18 protein-coding genes and 1 pseudogene are annotated in these 24,820 nt (G+C 42.6%); 8 read left to right on the top strand and 11 right to left on the bottom strand.

All coding sequences use genetic code 11. The features are described 5' to 3' along the window. Window positions 1–67: 67 nt before the first annotated feature. Entirely contained in the window at window positions 68–2,290 is a 2,223-nt protein-coding gene (locus V7K98_RS20335; protein WP_335025042.1) for a caspase family protein, read from the bottom strand. Between the two features lie 146 nt (window positions 2,291–2,436). Beyond that, window positions 2,437–3,615, bottom strand: coding sequence for a sulfate adenylyltransferase (gene sat, locus V7K98_RS20330; RefSeq protein WP_335025040.1), 1,179 nt, complete (start codon window positions 3,613–3,615; stop codon window positions 2,437–2,439). A 582-nt stretch (window positions 3,616–4,197) separates the two neighbouring features. Here sat and V7K98_RS20325 point away from each other — a divergent pair. Further along, entirely contained in the window at window positions 4,198–4,467 is a 270-nt protein-coding gene (locus V7K98_RS20325) for a type II toxin-antitoxin system ParD family antitoxin (RefSeq protein ID WP_335025038.1), read from the top strand. 194 nt (window positions 4,468–4,661) lie between these two features. Here V7K98_RS20325 and mnmA read toward each other — a convergent pair whose 3' ends face one another. Further along, entirely contained in the window at window positions 4,662–5,717 is a 1,056-nt protein-coding gene (gene mnmA / locus V7K98_RS20320) for a tRNA 2-thiouridine(34) synthase MnmA (protein ID WP_335025036.1), read from the bottom strand. A gap of 294 nt (window positions 5,718–6,011) precedes the next feature. Here mnmA and V7K98_RS20315 point away from each other — a divergent pair, with 294 nt between their 5' ends. Together V7K98_RS20315 and V7K98_RS20310 are read left to right on the top strand one after the other, a co-directional pair. Next, window positions 6,012–6,908, top strand: a complete 897-nt coding sequence (locus tag V7K98_RS20315; RefSeq protein ID WP_335025034.1) for a hypothetical protein — start codon at window positions 6,012–6,014, stop codon at window positions 6,906–6,908. A gap of 317 nt (window positions 6,909–7,225) precedes the next feature. After that, window positions 7,226–7,768, top strand: coding sequence for a Uma2 family endonuclease (locus V7K98_RS20310; protein WP_335025032.1), 543 nt, complete (start codon window positions 7,226–7,228; stop codon window positions 7,766–7,768). A 139-nt stretch (window positions 7,769–7,907) separates the two neighbouring features. Here the strand turns inward: V7K98_RS20310 and V7K98_RS20305 are convergent, their stop codons facing one another. Beyond that, window positions 7,908–8,702 (bottom strand): class I SAM-dependent methyltransferase, encoded by a 795-nt coding sequence (locus V7K98_RS20305; RefSeq protein WP_335025030.1) that lies wholly within the window; start codon window positions 8,700–8,702, stop codon window positions 7,908–7,910. A gap of 406 nt (window positions 8,703–9,108) precedes the next feature. On the opposite strand from V7K98_RS20305, the gene V7K98_RS20300 reads away from it, so the two are divergent. Then, window positions 9,109–9,852: a DUF561 domain-containing protein gene (locus tag V7K98_RS20300; RefSeq protein WP_335025027.1), complete on the top strand. Its 744-nt coding sequence runs from the start codon at window positions 9,109–9,111 to the stop codon at window positions 9,850–9,852. A gap of 84 nt (window positions 9,853–9,936) precedes the next feature. Here V7K98_RS20300 and V7K98_RS20295 read toward each other — a convergent pair whose 3' ends face one another. Beyond that, entirely contained in the window at window positions 9,937–11,085 is a 1,149-nt protein-coding gene (locus V7K98_RS20295) for a DegT/DnrJ/EryC1/StrS family aminotransferase (protein WP_335025025.1), read from the bottom strand. Between the two features lie 414 nt (window positions 11,086–11,499). Here V7K98_RS20295 and V7K98_RS20290 point away from each other — a divergent pair, with 414 nt between their 5' ends. Further along, a complete protein-coding gene (locus V7K98_RS20290) occupies window positions 11,500–12,273 on the top strand; it encodes an ABC transporter permease (RefSeq protein WP_335025023.1) in 774 nt (257 codons plus the stop codon). A 366-nt stretch (window positions 12,274–12,639) separates the two neighbouring features. Here V7K98_RS20290 and V7K98_RS20285 read toward each other — a convergent pair whose 3' ends face one another. The 3 genes from V7K98_RS20285 to V7K98_RS20275 form a co-directional block, all read right to left on the bottom strand. After that, a complete protein-coding gene (locus V7K98_RS20285) occupies window positions 12,640–15,549 on the bottom strand; it encodes a two-partner secretion domain-containing protein (RefSeq protein ID WP_335025021.1) in 2,910 nt (969 codons plus the stop codon). Window positions 15,550–15,941: 392 nt separating this feature from the next. Continuing rightward, complete coding sequence (locus V7K98_RS20280; protein WP_335025019.1) at window positions 15,942–16,160, bottom strand: hypothetical protein; 219 nt, start codon at window positions 16,158–16,160, stop codon at window positions 15,942–15,944. Window positions 16,161–16,265: 105 nt separating this feature from the next. Further along, complete coding sequence (locus tag V7K98_RS20275) at window positions 16,266–18,014, bottom strand: hypothetical protein (RefSeq protein WP_335025017.1); 1,749 nt, start codon at window positions 18,012–18,014, stop codon at window positions 16,266–16,268. Between the two features lie 648 nt (window positions 18,015–18,662). Here V7K98_RS20275 and V7K98_RS20270 point away from each other — a divergent pair. After that, the gene (locus tag V7K98_RS20270) at window positions 18,663–19,892 is read left to right on the top strand and encodes a succinate--CoA ligase subunit beta (protein WP_335025015.1); all 1,230 of its coding nucleotides are present in this window, start codon (window positions 18,663–18,665) and stop codon (window positions 19,890–19,892) included. Between the two features lie 167 nt (window positions 19,893–20,059). Then, window positions 20,060–20,941, top strand: a complete 882-nt coding sequence (locus V7K98_RS20265; protein WP_335025013.1) for a succinate--CoA ligase subunit alpha — start codon at window positions 20,060–20,062, stop codon at window positions 20,939–20,941. Here V7K98_RS20265 and V7K98_RS20260 read toward each other — a convergent pair whose 3' ends face one another. After that, window positions 20,942–22,189 carry a phosphotransferase gene (locus tag V7K98_RS20260; protein ID WP_335025011.1) on the bottom strand — a complete coding sequence of 416 codons (1,248 nt, stop codon included), beginning with the start codon at window positions 22,187–22,189 and terminating at the stop codon, window positions 20,942–20,944. Between the two features lie 245 nt (window positions 22,190–22,434). Continuing rightward, window positions 22,435–23,808, bottom strand: coding sequence for a DUF2252 domain-containing protein (locus tag V7K98_RS20255; protein ID WP_335025009.1), 1,374 nt, complete (start codon window positions 23,806–23,808; stop codon window positions 22,435–22,437). Between the two features lie 181 nt (window positions 23,809–23,989). Between V7K98_RS20255 and V7K98_RS20250 the strand changes: the two genes are divergently transcribed. Next, complete coding sequence (locus V7K98_RS20250) at window positions 23,990–24,670, top strand: RibD family protein (RefSeq protein ID WP_335025007.1); 681 nt, start codon at window positions 23,990–23,992, stop codon at window positions 24,668–24,670. A gap of 56 nt (window positions 24,671–24,726) precedes the next feature. Here V7K98_RS20250 and V7K98_RS20245 read toward each other — a convergent pair. Continuing rightward, a pseudogene (locus tag V7K98_RS20245) lies at window positions 24,727–24,820 on the bottom strand (photosystem II protein D1); the annotation flags it as partial.

The raw sequence follows: 24,820 nt of genomic DNA, 5'->3' as shown, positions 1-24,820 counted from the left end.
CTAACTGAACCGTATTGCGTTATAACTCACTCAAAGGAGCAAAGTTAACCAAATTATATTAAGCTCATTATATTACTTGAAAACTAAAGCTAAGACTTGCCCAATTATTCACATCCCAGATATATGAGTCGGCTGCTGTGCCGTTCATCTCCGTTTTGAGGGCGCTGGCGCTGGCGTTATGCAAGTCTTGTAGCAAGGCTTGTGCAACATCTAAGGGATTCAATAATGAGCCAGTCGGCTGTTGTTCGGCTGTGGAATACTTAGCAGTACTTAAGGCGGCGAAAGTTCCGCTAAAGGGGAAAGGACTAAAAATAAGTTGTTGTTCGCACTCAGAAGCTGGCCCTGAAATCACCCATTGGGAAGCAGCATTAGTTTGGGGTAGGGTGAGGCTTTCACCTGGGGCGATGACGACTTCTTTCAGGATAGGCTTGGTGTCGGTAGTGTTTAGTTCTTGGGGAGTTTCCCAAGAATAGAAGGTCACTGCTGTATGATTATTGTTTAATCCCAGCAAGATTAAATATACTGGGCGATCGCTCTGGTTTTCCACTCGATATTGCATTCGACTACCGATAGGTACAACGGGAGGCGCTATAAATCGCGTCTGTACTGATTTTTTAATCGAAGTTTCAGTTTTGAAAGTTCGCACCGTTTCGCGCTGCATAACGACGCGAGGCGATATCCCACTGATTATTTCTAAAGTTGCCTTGAGAGCCAAGCGAGAAGAACCTGCATTTTCTGTGAGTCGCCATAACTTGGCTGCTAGCAAGGTTGATAATTTTGGCGCTAACCTTTGCACTGTTGATTTTACTGCTTCTCCTACTTCTCCGGTGGTATTGGGAATTAGCTCGCCACCAAGAGAAAATAGACCATAACGAGTGGGAGTTTCTTGTAGCTTGGCGAATATATAATCAGCTGGTTTTTCTCCTGCAACTACGGTGGATACATGGGCAAATCCAGCAAAGGCACTTGTAGCGTCTACCCGCTCAATTCTTTCTAATCCAGTATCCAAAGCTATTATTAAATTAATATTTCGGGGTAAAACTCGGACTGCTTCTTGGACGAGTTGCCCAACTTGTAAGGGATTTGCACCTTCAATTTTGGCAATTTGCGCTTTTGCTGTTAACCCAGTGCGCGATCGCAATATTAATTGCTCTGTTGTTGCTAAACTAAATCGAGAATTAACTCCGTAGTATAGCAGCACTTGTGCAGGTAATCCTGCTAACCACAGATGGACTGTTTTACCGTCTTCTTCAATAGCACTTATCACGCCTTCTGCACCAATAGTACTGTCTGGGAGTAGCTGGTAATTCAGGTCATGTGTAAAAGAACCTAACCCCCCAGCCCCCTTCCCTAATAGGGAAGGGGGAGAATTCAAAGCCTCTCCCCTTTTAGGGGAGAGGTTTGGAGAGAGGTTTTCCTGACTACTTAATAATCCTGGCTGTTGTTTGCTGCCCAATTTGTGTAAAATACTTTCCACATCGGAAAGGGCGATTTGAATTTTGGTAGCTGGGGTGAATTCCCACAAATACTGTGTCAAGGCGTAGGTAAATAACCCAGCACTGAAACCAGAAAATAGTCCTTCCCTGGCTGGCTGCTTGGGTTCTGAGGTAGGTGCTAAAACAATCGGAGTGTTGGATAAATTTTGAGTTTTAAGTTGTTTGAGAAAGTCGAGTTCTTCTGTTGCTAGCTTTGCTACCGATTCCTGAAGGGCGCGAATTTTTAATCCGATGACTGTGCTAGGAGCATCATAGCTAGTATCCAATACTGCCGTTACTCTGTCTGTGGGGAGCGATCGCAATAATAGCAGTAGAGTTTCTTCTAATATATAGTTGACTATTTTTGTATCTTGTGAATTAAAACTTACATTTGCTGGTACTAGAGCATTTTGAATTATATCTGCCGATGTTTCTAATTTGACACGACTGCCATAACCGCTAAAGTGAAAAACGATCGCATCACCAGGTTTAGCTTGTTTGCCCAGATGATCTAAAAAAGCCGCCTCAATGAATTCCCGGCTAGCTTGTTCATCAGTTAAGGTTAAAATATCCGACCCTTGAAAACCAAAGCGGTTAATCAAAAGTTCCCTTTGTAGTTCTACATCCGTGAGGCAACCACTGAGGGCTGATTTTTTTGGGTATTGGTTAATACCTATCAATAATGCCAACTTACGCGGACTGGGCTGTGCCAAAGCCTGATAATAGCGATTTCCCAAAGTCAACCACTCAGCTTCAGTTATCCCCAATACCGCGAGTATTGAGCCAATTCTATGTAAAAACGTGCGGCGTTTCATAATTAGCTATCAGCCCTAAGCCCATTAGCTAGCAGCTTACAGGGCTGAACTCTCTATTGTAAAGTTACACTCAATACTGTTTGCAAAGTATGGGGAGTGGGGGAGAAGAACCAATGCCCCATGCCCAATGCCCAATGCCCAATGCCCTAAACAGGTACTTCTATCTGCATCGCCCGCGCCAATTCAGCCGCCACCTCTGGACGAGAAAATTCTGGTGGAGGTAACTCACCCCGTCGCAGCATTTCCCGGACTTTTGTTCCCGATAAATGAATGCGTTCTTCTGGCTTGCTGGGACTGGTTTTAGATGTTGCCATCTGCTTAGTACGCATACAGTAGAAAGCGTGTTCAAACATCATCGGCACAATGCCTAATTCACCTGGGGCAAATTCATTAAAGATATATTGAGCATCGTAAGTACCGTAATAGTCACCAACGCCAGCATGATCCCGTCCGACGATAAAGTGAGTACAGCCGTAGTTTTTGCGGACTAAAGCGTGGAATATTGCCTCACGAGGCCCAGCGTAGCGCATTGCGGCGGGATTGATTGCCAAAGCCACCCTGTCTAAGGGGTAGTAGTGTTCCAGCAAAATTTCATAGCAACGCATCCGCACATCGGCGGCGATATCATCTTCTTTTGTTGCCCCCACTAATGGGTGTAAAAATAGACCATCAACGATTTCTAAAGCGCACTTTTGAATATATTCATGGGCGCGGTGGATGGGGTTGCGAGTTTGAAAGCCGACGATGGTTTTCCAACCCTTGTCTTTAAATAGTTGCCGTGAGGCGGCTGGATCGATTTGGTAAGTGGGAAACTGGGGATGAGGTTCGCGTTGCAACAGCCAAATATCACCCGCCAGATTTACAGTACCTTGGTTATAGAGTACCTGCACACCGGGATGCTTGACATCATCAGTGCGGTAGACTTTTATTGCTTCGCGGGTTTTGTCGTAGTTATATTTTTGCGTGAGTTGCAAAACTGCAATAAATTCGCCTCTAGAGTTATCTAGACGGATTAAGCCGCCTTCTTGCAAGGGAGAAGCTACTTCTTCGCTTACCGATAATGTAATCGGGATTGACCACACAAGACCATTAGCTAGTCGCATTTCGGTAACAGTGCGATCGTAGTCTTCTTGGTTCATAAAACCCGTGAGTGGACTAAAAGCACCGATCGCAATCATTTCTACATCCGAGACGGCGCGATCGTCAAGTTGCACTCGCGGCAAAAAGTCAGCTTTTGAGAGAAACTCTGCTCTTTGTTGTGGTGTGGCGATACGGTTAACTAACTGTCCACCGTGCGGGGCTATGGCATCTGGATTTTGACTCAACGTAATCCCCTCTTTGTATTAGCTGTTATTGTTTCAGATTATGTATGTACTAACTTATCAAAATGCTGGTACTGAGAAAAAAAAGAGTTTAGGGAAAGGGGTATTAGATAGAAGTAGTTTTTGATTTCTGCAAGCTGCACACTCGTGACTTCCAGTCATGAGTTAAGCAATCCATATTCTGATACACTATATACATAGCGAAAACCAAGCTAACAGAACCACGAGAACTAAAGATATGGGGTTTTACTGAGAAATGGGTACATTGTGCCGCATCCTTGTAGTAGGTAAAATCTTTAAGGTACTGAGGTTGAACATACTTTTAAGGTAGTTGTTCAAAAGTCGCCGCCGGTGCGTCGGAGACTCATCAAAACGCCTGTGGAGAACCCATAAGACCTAGAGTAATTTAGGCAGGGATCTATGAAGCAGGAATCGCGTGACTTTACGTCAATGCGAGGTTCAAAAAGAGTAAGTATATGTAGCCCCCGCAGGTATTGCTTTTGCTAATTGCTCCTGGTATGGCAATAAATGGCATAAATTGCCATAAAATAATATTATGAAGGAAAAATTAGGGAAGTAGTGCCAGTGAAAAGTATAAATATATCTCTCCCTGATGCGATGCGGACTTATATAGAAGAGAAAGTGGCGACTGGTGGCTACAGCAGTGTCAGTGAATATTTCCGCGAGTTAGTGCGCCAAGATCAAAAGCGTCAAGCTGCTGAACGTTTGGAAGCGATGCTTTTAGAAGGTCTAAATTCTGGAAATGCAACTGAGATGACTCCTGACGATTGGGAAGACATTCGCCAAGCTGTGCGCGAAAGAATCGGCAAGTATAAAGGGTCAAACCAAGGTTAATTAGTAATGATTTTAGTCACTCTGAAACTGTAAATATTCCAACAGCAGTAACCACAAGTAATCTAGCGTTCTAATATAATTTTTTATTGAATAATTGAAGCATAAAAATACCCCTCCAAAACTCAGGGCGGCTTTTGCTTATCTGAAGTTAAAAGGAGGGGGAGTTTTGTCTTATACCAAAATTGGGGTAAGATTCAACTAAATTGTTCAATTATTCCGCCACCTAAGACTTTTTCGCCGTCATACCACACCGCCGCTTGTCCGGGGGTGATGCTGATTTGGGGTTCATCAAACACCAAACGCACGCGAGAGTTTTCCAACGGAATCACCGTTACTGGTGTAGCGGTTGAACGATAGCGAATCTGCACTTCGGCATGAATTGGGGTCGATGGTTCAGCAATAGAAACCCAATTTACCCGATTTACAGTGCATTCTGGCTGAGTTACCTTAGTGCGATCGCCTACTACTACTTTATTATTTTCCGCATCTAATTCAATCACATACAACGGTTCGGCAGCCGCAATCCCCAAACCCTTGCGCTGGCCAATGGTGTAGTGATGGACACCATCATGCTGTCCCAAAATTTTGCCTGTGACATCGACAATATCGCCTGTTTTGGGAGCTAAATATTTATCTAAAAATGCCCGCATGGAACCGTTACTTTCCACTAAGCATAAGTCTTGACTTTCTGGCTTATCAGCAGTTTTCAGTCCGTACTCAGCCGCAATGCGGCGTGTCTCAGTTTTTTCTAGTTCGCCGAGAGGAAATATAGTTGCTGCAAGTAAATCTTGAGACAAATCATAGAGGAAGTATGACTGGTCTTTGTTGCGATCAACAGCCCTTAATAATTGGTAACGTCCAGTTGTTTCGTCATGGCTAATTCGGGCATAATGACCGGTGGCGATGCGATCGCATCCCAATTCTTCACGGGCATACTGCACCATTGGCCCAAACTTCACCGTTTTATTGCACTGAGAGCAAGGTAAAGGCGTGATTCCAGCACTGTATCCAGTTACCAAATAATCGATAATATGGGTTTGAAAGAGATCGCGAATATCTACAATTTGATGGGGAACACCCAATTGTTCACAAAGATCAGCCGCGTCGATCATACCTTCAGAGCAACACTGACCTTTGCCTTTCATTAGCCAAAGAGTCAAACCAATCACTTCATAGCCCTGATGGTGCAGGATAGCTGCGGCGGTGGAACTGTCAACGCCACCAGAAAGACCAACGACGACTTTTTTCATACAAAACACGACACGATAGCTGCGTGGCTGTTCAATTGTAGCACATACTCTTCAAAGCCTTGCTACCAAAGCACTTTGGTTTTTCAGCCGTGGGTTTCTCTTGTTCCCTGTTCGCTATTCCCTGTTCCCTCTGAAAGATGAATTTTTTGCCCCGCAGATGAGCTAATTTTACAGGTGATGCTATATAGTTGCTACAACGGTAAACTAAAGTTCCTGACAGAGATTCCCTAAAAATATTTTGACTATCTAACTACTATGTTGAGAGGAATATCAAGTAAACTTACCCCATTTCAGATGCTGCGCAGAAGTTCTAAAGGTTGGAAGCCCACTATCAGACTTCTTCCCCTGCTAGTGGGGGGATGGTTAGTGCTGATTCCCGACTCTAGCCCAGCACAAACACAAATCCCCAACAACTTCCTATTGGCTCAAACAGGTGAAATTTTACCGTCACCGCCAATAATTCCCTTTGGTCAACAGCCATCACCGCAGTTACAACCAGCACAGGATAATCAGTTTGAGCAGGATTTTCAGCCCTCCCAACCATTGCCAAATAATCAGTTTGGGCAGGATTTTCAGCCCTCTCAATCAGTACAAAACAATCAGTTTGACCAGAATTTCCAACCCTCTCAACCTTCACAGTTTAGTCAATATAACCAGAACTTTGAGCGTTACTTAGTTTACGTAGATGCTAGTGATTTCCAGACGCTACAAGCAATCCGTCGGATTGAACCCAGTGCTTACATTCGCCAATATCAAGGAAGGAATGTAATTCAGTCAGGTGTTTTTAACAGAGTATCTAACGCCCAACAACGGGTAAATGAGTTACAGTCACGGGGCATATATAACGCCCGAATTCTCAGCTTTGCTAATGGACAGGAAATAGAGGCAGGAAATAGAGGCTTTGTAGGCAGCGATCGCAATAACATAAATCCTCCCAAGCAAGCCTCTAGATATTATGTCGCTATTCCCACCACTCAAGAACAGTTATCTGCAACCGGATCGCAAATTAGGCAGAATCTAGCCCGATTTAGTCAAGATTTAGGACAATCTGGCGGAGTTATCGAAAGGACGCAACCACGAGGGCCACACGTAGCAATAGGGCCTTTTTCTAATCGATTTCAAGCTGAAGAGTGGAATAAATATCTGCGAAATATAGGCTACCGGAATGCCAGGGTTTATTACGGTAAATGAATAACAAATAATATTCATTCGATTTTACTGCTTAGTCCTGTTTTTTCACCTAAGTAGGTGGGCAAGAAGAAATCAAACTATGTTACGCAATGTAAAAATAATTAAATTCGCTCTTAGTAAGGGCTTTAGCCCTATTCTCAGGGCTAAAGCCCTTACTACAAACCTTTAATTATTTACGCCCACTTACTTACTTATTTGGAGTGATAGTTTGGCGATGACTGGCGAATTAATGGAGCGAACCTACCCTAGAGAGGTCTGTTGTCTCCATAATTCCATAATTAATATAGATACAGGGCGTGTGATGATCAGAGGTTTTTATGTCCCTAACCCTTGAAGACTTTGAAAAAATGCAGCAACAGCACCCTGACTATCGCATGGAACTAGTTAAGGGTAATATTATTTTTATGAGTCCATCAGGATACGAATCAGATGAAGTTGCAGCAGCGATGATTGCCGAATTACGTAACTGGGTTAAACCGCGCAAACTGGGACGAATAGCAGCTTCTAGCGCTGGTTTCAGATTGCCCAATTCAGATTTACGCACACCAGATGCTTCATTTGTTTTAGCCGAACGCTTGCGTCGCAGTCCCAAGTCTTTTGCTCAATTGGCTCCCGATTTGACTGTAGAGGTGAAGTCTCCTAGTGATAATTTAGAGGATCTGAGAGCCAAAATTCAAGAATTTCTGAGTTTGGGAACTAAAGTAGGAATTTTGCTAAATCCAGATGAGCGGATTGTTGAAGTTTATAACTTTGAAAAAGAAGCAATAATACTTCGTGATGGCGATATTTTAACAGTTCCCGATTTGCTCCCAGGATGGGAAGTACCAATTGCAGATTTGTGGCCTCTAGAGTTTGACTAGGATACTGGTAAAAGAGAGTAATTCGTAATGATGCTCGATGACTCCTAACGTAATTCGTAATTATGGCAAGTGGGATTTTAGATATTTCATAATGGTGGTTTATTTAAGTCGTGCTGTACTAGAAGTTTATGGGTTGCTATTATAATCCTTTAACCTTCAGGAGTTTAAAAACTACCGAATAGGGACGTGTTTTGTAATTGAAGAGCTTCCGGTCGTTTTCTGCAAGATGATATCGCTCTGGGGTAATTCTTGGCTCTTCAAATTCGTCTACAGAAAAACCTGCTGCTTTGAAAACTTTCCAGTAATCGGAAAGAGGACGGTGAAACCAGATAAATGGTGTTGTAAAATGCTTCCAAGGTTGCTCGTTGCGTTGTGTCCTTTCAAAGTAAGAAGAAGTCCAACCATAAAAAACCGTCCCATCCTCATTTACAGTAATCGTGTTGCCTTGGGAAAAGCAAGGATGTGAAAACACAAGGATTGCAATACCATTAGGCTTGAGAACACGATTGAATGCTTTTATTGCTCCTTCGAGATCGAGCAAATCCATGAGAACGTAATTTGAGACGATCATATCAAATTTCTCATCTGGAAGTGACTTCAGTTCAGTACATGAATCCAAATGAAAATCTATATCTAGATTATTTTGGCTAGCTCTGAATTGGGCAATTTCTATCATCTGAGGAGAAAAATCTATACCAGTTACATTGGCCCCTTTAAGGCAAAGCTGACGTGTCAGATATCCTGTGCCACAACCAGCATCAAGGACAGACAATCCCGCAACGTTACCAGCGAAACTCCATAGTACTGGATCTGAGTTCAGAATTCGATTGCTGTCACCACCATCGCCAACTTGAATATCCCAGTCTCTAGCTCTATTATCCCAGAGTTCAAGTATTTCTTTATCGTCAAAATTTGCCATGATTTCTTCAGTCATATCTTCCTTTTGGAAAGAATAATTTAACAGGATTTACGAAAACATAGCCAAAACTCCGATTTTTAGGTAGGGGCAATTCATGAATTGCCCCTACCGCTTTACGGTAGTAAGCTGTCGTGCATTTAATTTCCACAGCTAAGGCGGGCAAGATGCCCACCCCACAAGAGATTTATTTTTTTGAGGATGCAAATTAAAGTATTTTCAGCTTATTGTGCTGCATTTAATACTTAGCTGAATTGGGAGAGTAAATTTTTAATAGGTATTCAGACTAAGTTTACGCGATCGCTCTGGGTGCAGCTTACCAAAATCAAAATTTGGTGACTGCCATAGTTATTTAGTTCCTCATCAACTGAGTAACGGTAGAATATACCTAATTTATAATTCTCATAGCTTCAAAAGCCTAACCATGACGATGCATCCTACACTCCAACGTGCATTTAATAACCGCCGCGTTCTGAAAGTGATTAGCGGCTTGAATAACTTCGACGCTGCTAACGTTGCTGCTACTGTCAAAGCCGCTGAATTTGGCGGTGCTACTTTTGTCGATATTGCCGCCGATCGCGCTTTGGTACAATTAGCTAAAAGTTTGACAAAATTGCCAATTTGTGTATCGGCAGTCGAACCAGAAAAATTTGTGCAAGCTGTGGAAGCTGGCGCTGATTTAATTGAAATCGGGAATTTCGATTCCTTCTATGCTCAAGGTCGCCGCTTTGAGGCTTTGGAAGTGCTAGCGTTGACTAAGCAAACCCGCGCTATCTTCCCAGAAATCACCTTATCTGTCACAGTTCCCCACATTTTGGAACTAGATCAACAGGTACAGTTAGCCGAAGAACTGGTGAAAGCTGGAGCAGATATTATCCAAACCGAAGGCGGTACTAGCAGTAACCCAGTTCACCCTGGAACTTTAGGATTAATTGAAAAAGCTGCTCCCACCTTGGCAGCAGCTTTTGAAATATCCCGTGTGGTGTCAGTACCAGTATTGTGTGCTTCTGGTATTTCTAACGTTACAGCACCATTAGCGATCGCATCTGGTGCAGCCGGTGTGGGTGTTGGTTCCGCCATCAACCAACTCAATAGCGAAATAGCCATGATTGCGGCTGTACGTGGCTTGGTAGAAGCCTTGGCGACTGCAAATGCAGTAATGAAATAAGTTAGGAGTTAGGAGTTAGGAGTTAGGAGTTAGGAGTGATGATTTGAAGAAACTTATTCATTCCAAACTTCTAACCTCTAACATCTAACTCATAACTTCTTTCAACCCATAAATAACCTGATCTTGCTGCTGTTGTGTCAATTCTGGGAACATGGGCAAAGATATGACTTCATGGCAAGCTTGCTCTGCTATTGGTAAGTCCCCAATTTGATAACCCAGATTTTGATAAACTGGCTGCAAATGTAAAGGGTATGGGTAGTAAATCATTGAACTTACGCCCTGTTCTTGTAATTGACTACGTACCCAATCTCGATATTTGGCGCTAGAACCATTTCGCCCTTCGCCTGAAATGCGAATAGTGTATTGATTCCATACTCCAATACCTCCGGGTAATTCTTGAGGTGGGACGATTCCCGGAATTTGGCTCAGGAAGTGATAGTAATAATTGGCGATATCTCGACGGCGATTGTTCCAAGTATCTAAATAACGCAGCTTAATCTGCAAGATGGCTGCTTGGAGAGCATCTAAGCGGCTATTTACACCGATTTCCTCGTGTAAATATCGAACTTTACTACCATGATCCCGTAGTATTCGCAGTTTAGTAGCGATCGCAGGATCGTTAGTCGTGATTGCTCCGCCATCGCCGCAACCGCCAAGATTTTTGGTAGGGTAGAAACTAAAGCAACCAATATGTCCAATACTTCCGACTCTTTCATCAGCCCACTTTGCACCTGTAGACTGAGCGCAATCTTCAATTATTGACAAATTGTGAGACTGAGCGATCGCCATTAATGATGTCATATCCACAGGTTGTCCAAATAGGTGAACCGGGATAATCGCTTTAGTTTTGGGTGTAATCGCTGCCGCTACTTGCTCCACATCCAAATTAAACGTAGTAGCATCAATGTCAACGAAAACAGGCTTTGCACCCACGGCGCTAATTACTTCAGATGTCGCAATAAAGGTGAAAGGCGTTGTAATCACTTCATCGCCTGCACCAATTTCTAAGACTCGTAACGCTAAGTAGAGCGCATCAGTACCAGAATTACAAGCTACACATTGAGTAACAGTATTGTAAGCAGCAAATTGTTGCTCAAAGCCTTCGACTAAGGGGCCGCCAATATAGCGCCCAGAAGCCAGAACTTCTAAGACGGCTGCACTTACTTCTGCTTCGATGGTGGTGTATTGCTGCTTGATATCAAAAGCAGGGATGGGATTTACACTTTGGATCATGAGTTCTAATTTTATCGGAAGATACAAAGGATGCACTTCGAGAGTCAATTTTTGCTGATTGAATTGTTAATCAAAAAGGAGCTACTAAAAGACTATCGCCCAAGATACGCATCTGTTAGGGTTTTTACTTAAATTGTCGGGCGGTAGATTACCGCACATTTAATTTACAGATAGTACACATAGTTGCTAATAATATAGACAAATGTCCAGATTACTAGTTTGGAAGTTTAACCTTCACTGGGGAAACTACAATCCCCTCTATCCCTTGGGCAAAAGCTTCAGAGATTGCTTTTTTAAGAATTGGAATTTTGAATTGATGAAGGTGATATATATCAACCAAGATCCAACACATCGGATCAAAGTTCCAGGTGTGTGGGCTGCTTTGAGAAGAAAATACTAGGAGATAGAGAACCCATGCAGGATATGATCAAGCTGGATTTCGTCGATTTAGCTATTGCTGTGGGATTGATGGCGATCGCCATTGGTTTATCTGCCTGGGAAAAATTAGGATTAGAGTTAAACCTAGCCCTTGCGACTGGGAGAACCATCTTACAACTTCTTGTATTGGGATACATTTTAGATTTCATCTTGGCTTTAGACAATGCTTGGGCAGTTTTAGCGCTATTAGCAATAATGCTGACAATTACGGCGATTGTCGCACGAAATCGCATCAGCCAAAAAATTCCTCATTTGTTGCCTTTGGTGTGGGGTGCAATTTTTATTAGTACTGCCCTGACAGTGTTTTACACCAACTTCTTGATTATTCAACCAGAAAGATGGTACCAAGCACAGTATATAATCCCCTTAGTAGGGATAGTTTTGGGTAATGCTACCAATGCAGCTGCGATCGCAGGCGAACGTCTTGTCAGCACAATTAATTCCAGCCATCTCGAAATAGAAACCCACTTGAGCTTAGGTGCAACGCCCCAACAAGCAGTTAGCCTATATCGCAAAGACGCTATCAGAGCCGGATTGATTCCGACTCTCAATCAAATGATCCTCATTGGGATGGTGGCAATACCAGGCATTACCACCGGACAATTGTTAGCTGGTGTAAAACCCTTGGATGCTGTATCTTACGAAATTTTAATTATTTTCATGGTTGCTTTCGCTAACCTACTGACAACAATTTTGCTTACTAGGGGGTTGTGTCGTCAGTTTTTTAATTCTGCCGCGCAGTTAATATAGCACTTCCCGAAGTTATAAGGTACACTAATTGACCGAATTATCGTTGATCTGTGCTAATAGTCGGGTAAGAAAGTTCGTAGTAAGGACTTCAGTCCTTATTTTCTAAGCACTAAAGTGCTTATAGCGGTTCTCGGTCGAGTGAGGTACACCCGTAGGGGCACGGCAGTGCCGTGCCCTTACACTTCGCGGTTAATCTTGTACCGCATCTGAATGGGAACTGCTATACTACAAACTTTTCATTACTAGCCTGACAGATTACTAAACTCCTGAATTCTGATTTCTGAATTCTTCTTCAATAATTATTTTTTAATGGTAAATAGATCCGCATTTTAGTGCCCCTACGACAGACGTGATTTTTAGTATCATCTAATTAGCAGGGCAAGATTTAGAGGTGAGTGAAAAGTTATGAGGCATTGCAGTGGGTACTTGAGCAACCAAAACCACGTTACCATCGGCATCGATTACCCAACCTTGAGCTTCCACAATTTGAGTAGGTTCGTTGACAGAATTAACCTTCTGTAATTTTTCTTCTGTGTTTTGCTGCTTGTGAACAACCGCTCTTTTCTGAATACCGTTAGCACGATTCTTGATTTCTGGAGAGAGTGCAATCCAATCTACCAGCACCGCATCATCAGCTATCAATGGCTGCGTAGGATCGTCTACGAGTCCTCCACGCCCAGTAGCAATCAAGGAACTCCTTCCTGTTTTTCCACCAGAACTGCAATCAGCAACAATTTGCTGGGAAGTATCAACCAGATTTAGGGGCAATTCCACTAATCCTTTACTGGGATTAGCATCTGGTGAGTTTATTTGGACAGTGCCATCTAATGAAGGGTTCTGTTGAGAAAACGCCGTAATATCATTTGTTTGTAGATTACTCGGTTTATTTTCGCCTGTTGGATCGAGCTTTGCTATATCTGCACCTGTGCGCCGCACAAATCCAAAGATGTTTTTAGTAGTAATTTTAATTTTTCCACCAGAGCCAAAGTAGGCATTGGCGGTAATATCGCTATTTCCGAAGGGAGGGGCGACAATGAAGCCATTAGGTGCATTGATGGTGATATTTCCGCCATCTCCATCATTCGCGGCATCAGTGGATATTTGGCTGTTGCGACGCATGAGTAATAAGTCCCGCACTTGTAGAGAAATATCTCCACCTTTACCTGATGAGGTTTCAGAAGTGAGTTTTACTTGGTTGTCCAAACTGATGCTATGTGCATTTATATCAAGATTGCCTGCATCTCCTGTTCCCTTGCTACTAACGCTTACTTGAGCTTCATCTTGGACAACCAATTTTTGAGTTGCGATCGCTATGTCGCCTCCTGAACCTGTAGAGTTAGTTCGGGTACTAGCAAACAGCCCACTGGTAGCTCCTTCATTTCCAACTCTATTCTCTCCCGGAAAATTAATGTCGGCGTTAGTCTTTCTTTGAGCGAAGGTGGGGTCACTTCCAGAAAGTGTAATGCTGTCAGTAGCATTAACGGTAATATTCCCTGCTTGCCCAGAACTGCTAGTAGCAGTGATAACTTGTCCACCATTAATGGCTTCAAAGGTAGTCGCATTAATAGTAATGTTACCTGCATTACTTTGATTGAAAGTTTGACTATTTACAATGCCACCATCTGTTATCCGAAAATGCCTTGTATTAACGGTAATATTGCCTGCTAAACCTTCAGCACCTGTCTCGGTAGCTGTAAGTAAGCCACTAGAAAAATCTGTTTCAGCACTACTGCCTGAAATAGTCACAGAATCTGATGCATTGACTATGATATTTCCCCCATTGCCTTTCCCTCCAAGGCTTCCTTCCCTTTCACTGAGAACAGAAGCACCTATTTGAGATCCGCCATTTAAAGAAAGTGTTCGAGTCGTGATGTTAATTTCACCACCATTACCTATTGCTCCGTCCGACACAATACTAAAAATTCCACTCTCTATAAATGATTCAAGAGAGACAAGATCCCAAACCTGCACTAATATGTTTCCAGCATTTCCCTGTCCATAGGTTCCGGTATTCACAAAACCCCCATCCCTTATAGAAAGATCCCTCGCCGTGATTTTGATGTTGCCACTGTTACCTATTCCTGCTTCTTGCACACTGCTATCGATACGAGACTCATTACCAGGAATGGTAGCAGCCCCATTACCAACAACTGTAACAGCACCATTACCGACATCAATGTTCACATTTCCAGCGTTTCCTTCACCAAAAGTTGCGGATTGCACTTGACCACCGTTGCTTAAAGAGAGCGAGCCAGCATTAATATTGATGTTGCCACTATTGCCTTGCGCTCCAGATAGCACTCTGTTAAGAATTCTACTCCCGTCTGTAACGGTCACTGCTCCCGTGGCATTGAGTGTAATATCTCCAGCTTGAGCGCCAACTCTTCCTACCCTTATGCCGCTAAAAAGCCTAGTTGTATCTCCTGAAATATTTATATTTCCTGCATTGACGGTGATACTACCGCCATCATTAACAGTTACATCAGCTTTAGCTCCATTGCTAAATGATACATCTGCTAATGCAGTATTTTCAGGAAAACTTAAGCGCAAATTGTTATTATCAACATCTAACCCTATTACTCCTGCTTCAGCTAATCCTCCTAATTCTATTCGACCGCCAAAAGCGTTTAATCTTCCTCCGTTTAAGTTCACCTCTCCACCAACTAGTAACAAACTCCGTCCATCAGGAACCCTCAGTCCATATACATCTAAGCCTGTTGAATCTTTTCCTACTAATACACTTGATTTGTTTTGGATTGCTCCGTTAGCACTCTGATAAAACAAGGCTGAAGGATTGACTGTCAATAATGGAACCTCGGAAGCAGAAGCTCTAAAAAAGCCCTGATTGCCAAATTGAATAGCATTAGCTGTAGTTCCGACAAATGACCCCCCAACTTGCAGCTTGGCGTTCTCTCCAAAGATAATCCCATTGGGATTTATCAAAAATAGGTTGGCATTACCCCCTGATACACCTAATGTTCCGAGAATGTTGGAGGGGGCATTCCCTGTTACTCTAGTCAAAATGTTCCTTACTCCCGGATCGAGGAATAGAACTGTTGCTCCTGCATCCACATTAAATTGAGAAAAACTGTGAAAAAGATTGCTCCCACGTTGAAGCCCACCTCCAATATTGCAAGTTCCAGTACATGTGTCTGGTGTGGTTGGGGTAGTTCCATCTATTTGAATAGATTGAGCCTGGACAATAGTTGTGGTCGCAGTTGCTAAATACAGGGAGATACCGCAAGCACTCCACAACATATAAAAGCGCTGTTTCATAAACAAATTACAAAAAAATTTCGAGTTAGCTGGAATATGAAATATTGAGGAAGTGCAAAGAAAGTAATAGGGTGTCCGCCGAGATACCTGTAAATTGCAATACTTTCTTGATTACTAGCTTGCCCAAAAATGATAGAGAGCTAATCAAAATTTAGCACTGAAAAACCAAGCTTTCGCCCCAATAATCCTTTGCAGTTGCCCATAAATAAATGAGCTTTTTTAGTAATATCTTTATCTGGACGAAAGACTAAAACTGAAGACTTAAACCAAGATATAGCAAAAGTTTTAATCATTAAGACTACAATGATTTACAACGAATCAGACTTTTGCACATATCTTGGCGGACACCCTAATACTCTCGTCTTGCTGATTAGCAAAAGCAATATCTAAAACTAGACAATTATCTTAGGTTCAGTAAATATCTCTTGTTTAATTGGGGGTGGTTTTATCGTTGCGCCAGCAAGTCGTACTGTCCTGTCTTTCTGCATGAGGTCATTTTCTGACTCAATCAGGGTAGTTTCATCTGTTTCACTATCATTAGGTTCTGTTATCTCTTCTTGTAGAGAAGATTGTTTTACCTTAGTAAGATCAATATCGATATTTCCATTCATGACTTTTCCCTTCAGTTAAAAAAGTTACTGTCAATGAGTGTTTCAGGTTGATTTGTGAGAATTACGCATTGTTTAACAAAACTTTATATTGTTCTACTTGTATACTTACCCGCCCAAAGTCCGGGTATAAATTACCTGGTTTTTAGAATCGTAGAGGGAAAGGGACAGGTTGGCATTTTCAGCAATTACAGCTAAGGCTTCCCTTAAGATTTGCAAGTGATTGGTAACGTCAATACTAGTACTAGAATTTTCAGAATAAGGATTAGCTAAGTTATTTTGCCGTACTTGGTCATACTCAGGGGTTAGCCGGACAATAATTCCTGTATTGTCTATGCTAAACGTGCAAATCCGAATTCCATTAATACAGGTTTTATCCAAGTCAGAGCGGGTTTGCTCGAAACTACTAACAACTTGTACTTTTTCTTGTGCTTGTTTTAGGGCTGCTGAATAGGGTTCGATGAGAGACTGAGCCTGAGTGTAGTACAAGCTATCTTGGGGAACTTTTTTAGCAGTTTGCAAAGCCTGATCCCAGTATGTTGCTGCTGCTTGCCATTGGTTTTGTTGCTGATATAGTTTGGCTTGGTTGGCGGTGATACTGGCTTGTTGGTAGGTTTTAAGAGCTAATTGTTCTTTAGTAGCGCGATCGCGTGCTACTACAAACTTAGGTTTATAATCTACCAGTAACTTTTGGGCTTCTTGGTATCCAGCACTAGTTAGGGGAATGCTATTCAAAGCATTAATCGCCACCAACCAATTAGACTGAACCTTTTGCCAGTCATTCAAAGATTTAGCAGTAGCTTCTCGCTTCACGGCTGAACTAGCCACAGCTTTTGCTGCTGTGAGTTTTTTTAGCCATTTTTCCTCAATAAATATTTGCTGATTTACGGCGTGCAAACGGACACGATAATTAAGCAATTTACCTTGCACTAGCCCATAAAGTTCACTATCGGGACTTATAGTTTCTAGTGGCGCTATAGCCTGTCGCCAGATGTGTTGCCTAGCTTGTAATTCCTCTAGGCTAGATGCAGGAGTTTGAACTTTTTGTGTCGCCAAAGATGCCGTCTGCAAAGCCTTGACCACCTGGTTGATTTTTTCTGACCTTCCAGAGAAACTTGTTTTTAGTTCTTCCGACTGCTGGTGACGGGGCGACCAACTAGGAATTACATTCAGGGCTGCACTAGCTGTAGCAAGTTGCTGTTGTACATCAACTAATTCTTTTTCAGACTTGGCGCGACGCATCAATTGCGGAGATTTTGTTTTTAATTGCTGGGCATTTTGTATTTCTTTACACTCAGACATCACACAAGGGCGAGTCAATAAGTAAGCACCACCACCTAAAACCATAATCCCCATCAAAGCTGCACCCAGAAATATGGGTTTGATTTGAAATGTTCGCTTTGCAGTTGGTAAATTCGGCGCATCTGCAAACGGGTCAAACGGTTCCTCTTCCCCAGTCTCATCAAGTGATGGAGAATAAGTTAGAAGCGAGGATGAAATGGGAGAAAAGTATTCCTCCTCTGGTTCCTCTACTTCCCCACCCCCAAATACCTCCGTTTGCTTCAGAGTCAAGAAACATTTGGCATAAGGGAGTTGTTCACCAAAAATTCTGAGGAAACATTGTACTTGCTGCTCTCTGTGGGGTGTTAGAGACTGAAGTGCTTCCTCAATTACTGTAAAGATTATTTGAGTGTCAACTCTTACATCTGATTCATGTTGCGTTAAAATCATTAATCCGTCTTTAGTGACGGCGCACTTAACCTCGAAGACTTCAGCTGATGAAACTTCTACAAGCAATTGTTCCTGCAAAGTTTTGGCTAAAAGCTGTAAATCTTCCTGCTGGACTACTACTTTCATAGAGCTTTCCCGCTCAACTTCTATATTGTTTTGATTATTTTTAAGAGGATGAAATGAACTTTTTAGTTTTGTTGAATGCGAATGCACAGTTTAACCAACCACAGCCTGAAAATCTGAACGACCAACTTTCTAACACAAATTCTGACTTTTCACCAAAAATTTAAAAAGCAGTTATTGTTCGCACTGCTACATTTTCACAGCGCTAGATACAAAATTAAATAATCTGTCTTCAGATATAAATTACAAATAGAAATGGGAATAATAAACCTTTTGGGTATTTTCACGGCATTATTTTGCAACAATTAGATTCACAGTAACGACTGCTCTGCAACTATGATTTTGCAAAACAGTTGTGAAAAAATTATCCAAAGGTTAAGGAAATGATACTAGGTTAGAGGGTTTTGACAGAAACGGTAGTTATCTTCTATGCTAGGAAACTTACTGAGGAGATTAATTAAGTGTTGTGGCTCTGTCCTAAACAGGTTAGCTATCAAAATTAATGTGTCTTATTTGCTGAATTCGATAAAATCTATCAATGAAAAATAAATTTTTATAGCTGCCGAAAGCTTAACTTTGAAATAAAAGTGCTGCAAAATATTAAGACAGCACTCACCAAAAGCTTGGAAAGTGTCAATATAAGGTGTATCAATGGATTTATTAGAGTATCAAGTTAAAGAATGGTTTGGGAAGATAGGCATTCCGGTATTGCCCTCCCAACGGATTGACCATCCTACAGATTTGAAACGTTTAAAAATTCGCTTTCCAATTGTACTGAAATCTCAAGTACATGGAGCAGAACGGGCAAAAGCTGGTGGAGTCAGGTTTGCCGAAACGACAATTGATGCGATCGCAGCAGCGCAAAATATCTTTAGTCTACCAATATGGGGCGAATTGCCAGAAGTTGTGCTGGCAGAATCTCAATACGACGCGAACCAGGAATTTTATCTCGCAGTGGTTTTAGATACTGCTGTTTGCCGACCAGTACTTTTAGGTTGCAAAGAAGCAGATATCGATTGGGAATCGGCTGGGGAAAAAATGCACCATGTTGTGGTGGAACAGGAATTTTCGCCATTTTATGCGCGAAGATTGGCTTTAAAAATGGGTTTACAGGGGACGCTGATGCAGTCGGTAAGCAGCGTTTTGGAAAAGATGTATCATTTATTTCTGCAAAAAGACCTGGATTTAGTCGAAATAAATCCCTTAGCAGTCAGTGCTAATGGTCAAGTTATGGCGCTTAATGGTAAAGTCAGGATCAACGAACGGGCAATCAAGCGTCATCCCGATCTAGCGGAGATCGCAGCAAAAATTATTAGCCGTCATACCAGTACTGAAATCAACGGTATTTTAGGTGACTGGGATGGTGTAAAAATGCATGGTAAAATTGGTATTTTAGGTAATGGTACTGGTTCAGTAATGGCAACTTTGGATTTAGTTGCCAATGCTGGTGGCAATCCGGGTGTTTGTTTAAATCTACGTCATGCTTTCCTCACCGATACTACACCAACTACCTTCCGCGATCGCCTAGAAACAGGTCTGAAAATCCTGGAGGCTGACAAAAGTATTCAAGTAATCCTAATTAACTTTCTGGGTAGCATTCCTCAAACTGAGGAAGTAATTGAAGTTATAGCCAAAGTTGTACAGCAAGAAAATAGTGAAATTGAATCACCGGTTGTACGTTCTAATGGCAGCAAAAGTCGGCAAGTGCGGAATTTTAAACCCTTAGTTGTCCGTCTTGCTGGTTCTGAATTTAATACTCCTAGAAAACATTTAGCAACACTCAAAACTCATAGCGATGCGTTACTGGTGGTAGAAAATTTAGATGAGGCAGTGGCGGCAGCAGTTCGTCTTGCTAAACCAACTGCTAATAAAAAGTTGTGATTGTTAATTGGGCATGGGGCATGGGGCATGGGGCATGGGGCATGGCAGAAAAATTCTTATAACTCCAAACTCTTGTACAGACGCGATTCATCGCGTCTCTCTTGTCTATCTTGTACAGACGTGATTAATCGCGTCTCTAGTGGTTGTCAAACTTACGGTAATTTTTTATGAAGCTAACGCCAGAAAGTAAAGTATTAATTCAAGGCTTTTGTGAATTTATATCAGGCACTCATGTTGCTCAAATGCAAGCTTATGGCACGAATTTGGTAGCTGGTGTCAATCCGGGATGTGGCGGACAGGAACTGCATGGATTGCCTGTATTTGACTTAGTAGAGGAAGTAATAGAAAAATTTGGGGTAATTGACACAACAATTATCTGTGTAGATCCTTACGACGTGCTAGATGCGGCATTAGAAGCGATCGCATCTCATATTAGCCAGATTATTATTATCACTGCTGGCGTACCACCTTTAGATATGGTGCAATTACTCCGCAAAGCTGAAGCCTGTGAAACTTTGATAATCGGGCCCAACAGTCCGGGGATCATTGTGCCGGGAAAAATTCTTTTGGGTACTCAACCTAGCGAGTTTTATACTCCTGGGCCAGTGGGGATCGTTAGTCGTAGCAGCACACTCACTTATGAAGTTGCTTCTGAATTAACAAAAGCCGATTTGGGTCAGTCAATTAGTGTCAGTATTGGTAGTGATGCGATCGTCGGTTCCTCATTTCTCCAATGGTTGCAAATTCTGGATGAGGATGAAACTACAGAGGCGATCGTTTTAGTCGGTCAACCTGGTGGTGGTAGTGAAGAAGCAGCAGCCCGATACATTGCTGAGGCAATTGATAAACCGGTAATTGCCTACATTGCAGGAAGACTTGCGCCACCTGGAAAGAGTTGGCAGCAAACTGGAACTTTAGCAACTGTTATCGGACGCGATCCTAATTTTGGCACAGCCCAGAGTAAATTAGCTGCTTTAAAAGAAGCGCAAGTTCCAGTAGCTGAACGCCCTTCTCAGATTCCAGAATTATTGAGAAAGGAGATTAAATAATTACAAATAGCGAAGCAATAATCGGGCTTCGTCTGCTAGTTCTAATGCATGACTAATGGCGATCGCTCTCGATCTGATAATTTCGTCAAAAGTTCGTCCAAAGCGCTGCTCTAGCCAGTTGTAACGAGATTCGTTGCGTACTAGATATAATAATCTCCCTGCTATTAGACCAAAATGAAGTGCCGCAACAGCAGCATAATTAAAGCGCACCACACGCTCATCGCCATTCCAGCCAGCAGAACGCAACCCTGCTAAATAACCCTCAAGCACAAGTTTTTCTAAGGGGATCAGTGATGAACCATCGACGAACAGTAAAAAAATGCTATCCAGCACCAAATTTATGATGTCTTCTCCCAGAACACCATAGCCAACAAAAGACCAATCGATCAGAACAGTTTGGTCATCGCCATAAGCGTTAGGCCGAGAAAACAAGTTGTTAGGCGTAATATCAAAGTGGCAGAGTGTAGAGGGTGCTTTGTCTACAGCGTCGAGGAGGATGTGGCGATCGCTCCACAAGTCCATCACGCGATCGCCTACATCTGGGGAAAATATCTCTTTTAGTAGTGGGTGCTGCCATACAGTCGGTTCTCGCCACGCTTCTAAAGCCGTACTATCGATATTGGATACCCATGCTCGATGCCAGTCACGACTTAGCCAAGCCTGAGAAGGCAACGATCGTGCCATTACATAGCTTCCTTGCAAATAGCCAAGGTGATGGGCTGCTACCCCGAAACGTTCCAGAGACCAAGTGCTGCCGGGGCTGCCCTGAATATCCTCCAGCCACAGCCAGAGAATATTAGCAGATGGTTCTGTAATAGCGAAACAACGGGGGGCTACTAAGTTGCCAGTCAAATTATCTAGGATTCCTGATGTATATATCAATGCCTCGCGCTGCCAGTAATTCCAGTGTGTGGGGTCTTGCGAGGAATTGAAAATAGAGCCAGCATTCTCTGGTTGCAGGTGCAAAATCTTCAGAATAACTGACCAAGAGAATTGTTTGCTGCGATCGCTAGCAATACCAGTGATACGCTGCAAACCGGCTGTGACGTTATTAATAATGTGGTGAGCGATCGCTTCAGCGTGCCATTGCCCCAAAATGGCAGTTTTACTGTCGAGTATACGACGGACAACGTTTGTTAATGTCACCTCATCAATTAGCGGATGTGCGGCAGGTGAATTCATTGGATCGATACTTTCTAAAATTTCAACGTCTGACTGGGGATAGGACAAAGGAGAATTATTGAACAAATTTTTCCCTTGTCTTACCCATGAAAATAATTTTTCAATACTGAATCGATGTTCTAGTAGTCTGTCAAGAAATACAGCAGATTGCAACAGGCGTGAGGTACAGATCATCGTAGGGGCACAACATGTTGTGCCCCTACCCGTGTAATTCATTTACTTGCAATACGCTGTAATTGGCGAGTAAATCTTCTGTAGAGACGGCGATAAATCGCCGTCTCTACAACCGTCAAAATGGGTTTGACAGGCTACTAGTAAAGTGTCACTCCTTGGTTATAAGCATTGACAAAACTTGTATAGTCATACTCGACTTGAGTTGCATAGTCTACCGCAAAGTTAACAATTTCGTCTTTGAATACAGACTTGTTACTGCCCACAACATCAGTCACTTCTTTGTCCGCACTTACAGAAACGATCGCAGCATCGTAGTCTTTATCAGAGATGGCATGATTTTTGGCAACTACCTTCCCTGCATATCCCATTGCATCCATGAACTTTGACTTAGTGGTTAGCAATGTATAGTCAAAATCCACTTGGTAGGGTGATTTTTCGTGCAGCATAAAGGGGATGCTATTGACCGTAGTGTAGCCAACTAAGGGATCGGTATTGGAGAGCATTGCTTTCATAGCGATTGTCACCCTCGCCCCTTCTTGGTTTCCGTAAACTGAAGTTGGCAGCAGACCTGGAACTGCGATCGCAACTGCGCTACTACCTTCCTGCTTCATCTCCAAAATGCGATCGTCGTCGGTTGCTGAACTTGGGCCTTCAATCAGCAAGTAATATCGATACTTACCAAGACTACCAGTACCTGAACCTAATTTGAGGCGAATATCTTTGAGGGTGTAGTAACTATTGTTGTAGCGCTTACTGCTAGGAATTGAGGCGATATAACTGCTCATAGCTCCAGCAATATCTGAATAGGTGCTGCTGGATACAGGCTGGAGTTCCGAGGTTGTCTGAAAGACTCGATTGTTACTGTTATTTAGCTGAGTGTATTTAGTTAGTAAGCTAGAACGGCTCTTACCTGATGCACTTTGAATCAAATCTTTGACTACACCGTTGGTATTGCTGGATTCCAAACGATATGATAGTTCATCATTGGTTCCCTTAAAGTCGCTCATCTTATTCAGATAAGCATCCAAGAAATTCCGCACAATATCTTGAGCATCACTTGAGCTAAGACCATTCTCTTTAGCAGCCAAGAGAATGGAGACTGCCATCCGTCGCAAGTCCCAAACGTAAGGGCCAAGATAGCCTTCATCAAAATCAGTGGTGTCAAAAATGTTGTTGTCATTGCTATCTCTCATCCCCCCAAGATTTTGCAGATGCATATCTCCTTCTAACCAAATGGCTGAGGTTGAAGAATTTACAAAACCTGAGCTTGGCAAGGTCTGCATATCACGATAAAAAATGTGATCTGTTCCCCGATAAAAGGCGAAGGCGCTAACTGTCATCTTTTGCATTTTTGTTGCCAGTTCTTGAGGCAATTGAGAAGCAAAGGGATGGTTGTATTGGTAAATTTCATTCTCCACCCAACTTGAACGGGGAGTTGCAGCTTTAACTTGAGATATAAACCCCAAAATTAAAATTAAGATAACTACAATTGCAGATATGTGTTTGGGCATGACAGTCTCTTAAAGGTGAAAATGACTCTTGCTAGACTCTTGTGTAGAGGCAATCATCCAACAACAATTCTTTTACCACCTTAAGCAATAGCTTGAAAAGTGACTTAAAGCACAATGCAATAACTGTTCATGGAAAAGGATTCAAAAAGGTAAAATTATAAAGAACCGTCAGAACGTAATCATGTCAGCTATCCAAACAACTGTGGTTCTTGCAATGACGGCCGATGGAAAGATCAGCGCCGTAGATCCTAAAGCACCCCGTGATTCAGATGCAGCCGATCAAGAACACGTGGAGTATCAAGTCTCACTTGCCGATCTAATTCTGGTAGGAGCAGGGACGATTCGGGCTGAAGGAGTAAGCTTTACAATTCGCAATCCCGAACTGTTAGCAGCACGTAAGGTTCGCGGTCAGTCTCCCCAGCCGATTACCTGCATTGTCTCTGGTTCCCTTGACCTCTCGCCGGACTTACCTTTTTTAAGTCAAGATATTGAGCGGTGGATATTTACAACACAAACTGGTTTAGAGCGCAATTCTGATGCAACAACCTTGCAAAAACTGGCTGAATTAATTGATTTGGGAGATACAAACCTAGACTGGGATCGGGCTTACAGCTTGATGGCAGAGCGGGGTATTCACAAGATCGTAGCTTTGGGAGGCGGTTCTTTAACAGCTGCTCTAGCAAAGGCTGGGAAAATTGACGATTGGTGGTTGACAATTTGGCCTGTCATTTATGGAGGAAAGAATGCCCCTAGCCCAGTTGAGGGAGAGGGTTTTCTTCCCAATGTTGCTCCCCATCTGCAACTCATCGAAACTCGTCAGGTTGGAAGTGAGTTGTTTTTACACTACCGCACACTCAAATAACAAAAAAGCGCCCTCCCAATGTGGGAGAGCGCTTTTTATTTAGCTAAACTTCAGAATTAACCGTTGATAGCAGGAGCGGTTAGAGCTACAGGAGCAAAATCACCAGCAGCCAAATCTAGAGGGAAGTTGTGAGCATTGCGCTCGTGCATT

Source organism: Nostoc sp., assembly GCF_036917435.1.
Lineage (GTDB): Bacteria > Cyanobacteriota > Cyanobacteriia > Cyanobacteriales > Nostocaceae > Nostoc.
This window is presented reverse-complemented; position numbering and strand designations above follow the sequence as displayed.

Bases quoted from the DNA above. Each gene is read 5' to 3' on its own strand.
- V7K98_RS20315 (WP_335025034.1), top strand. From the start codon at position 6,012: ATGCTGCGCAGAAGTTCTAAAGGTTGGAAGCCCACTATCAGACTTCTT.
- V7K98_RS20285 (WP_335025021.1), bottom strand. From the start codon at position 15,549: ATGAAACAGCGCTTTTATATGTTGTGGAGTGCTTGCGGTATCTCCCTG.
- V7K98_RS20265 (WP_335025013.1), top strand. From the start codon at position 20,060: ATGAAGCTAACGCCAGAAAGTAAAGTATTAATTCAAGGCTTTTGTGAA.
- V7K98_RS20270 (WP_335025015.1), top strand. From the start codon at position 18,663: ATGGATTTATTAGAGTATCAAGTTAAAGAATGGTTTGGGAAGATAGGC.
- V7K98_RS20295 (WP_335025025.1), bottom strand. From the start codon at position 11,085: ATGATCCAAAGTGTAAATCCCATCCCTGCTTTTGATATCAAGCAGCAA.
- V7K98_RS20300 (WP_335025027.1), top strand. From the start codon at position 9,109: ATGACGATGCATCCTACACTCCAACGTGCATTTAATAACCGCCGCGTT.
- V7K98_RS20255 (WP_335025009.1), bottom strand. From the start codon at position 23,808: ATGCCCAAACACATATCTGCAATTGTAGTTATCTTAATTTTAATTTTG.
- V7K98_RS20250 (WP_335025007.1), top strand. From the start codon at position 23,990: ATGTCAGCTATCCAAACAACTGTGGTTCTTGCAATGACGGCCGATGGA.
- V7K98_RS20335 (WP_335025042.1), bottom strand. From the start codon at position 2,290: ATGAAACGCCGCACGTTTTTACATAGAATTGGCTCAATACTCGCGGTA.
- V7K98_RS20305 (WP_335025030.1), bottom strand. From the start codon at position 8,702: ATGACTGAAGAAATCATGGCAAATTTTGACGATAAAGAAATACTTGAA.
- V7K98_RS20280 (WP_335025019.1), bottom strand. From the start codon at position 16,160: ATGAATGGAAATATCGATATTGATCTTACTAAGGTAAAACAATCTTCT.
- V7K98_RS20290 (WP_335025023.1), top strand. From the start codon at position 11,500: ATGCAGGATATGATCAAGCTGGATTTCGTCGATTTAGCTATTGCTGTG.
- V7K98_RS20310 (WP_335025032.1), top strand. From the start codon at position 7,226: ATGTCCCTAACCCTTGAAGACTTTGAAAAAATGCAGCAACAGCACCCT.
- V7K98_RS20275 (WP_335025017.1), bottom strand. From the start codon at position 18,014: ATGAAAGTAGTAGTCCAGCAGGAAGATTTACAGCTTTTAGCCAAAACT.
- mnmA (WP_335025036.1), bottom strand. From the start codon at position 5,717: ATGAAAAAAGTCGTCGTTGGTCTTTCTGGTGGCGTTGACAGTTCCACC.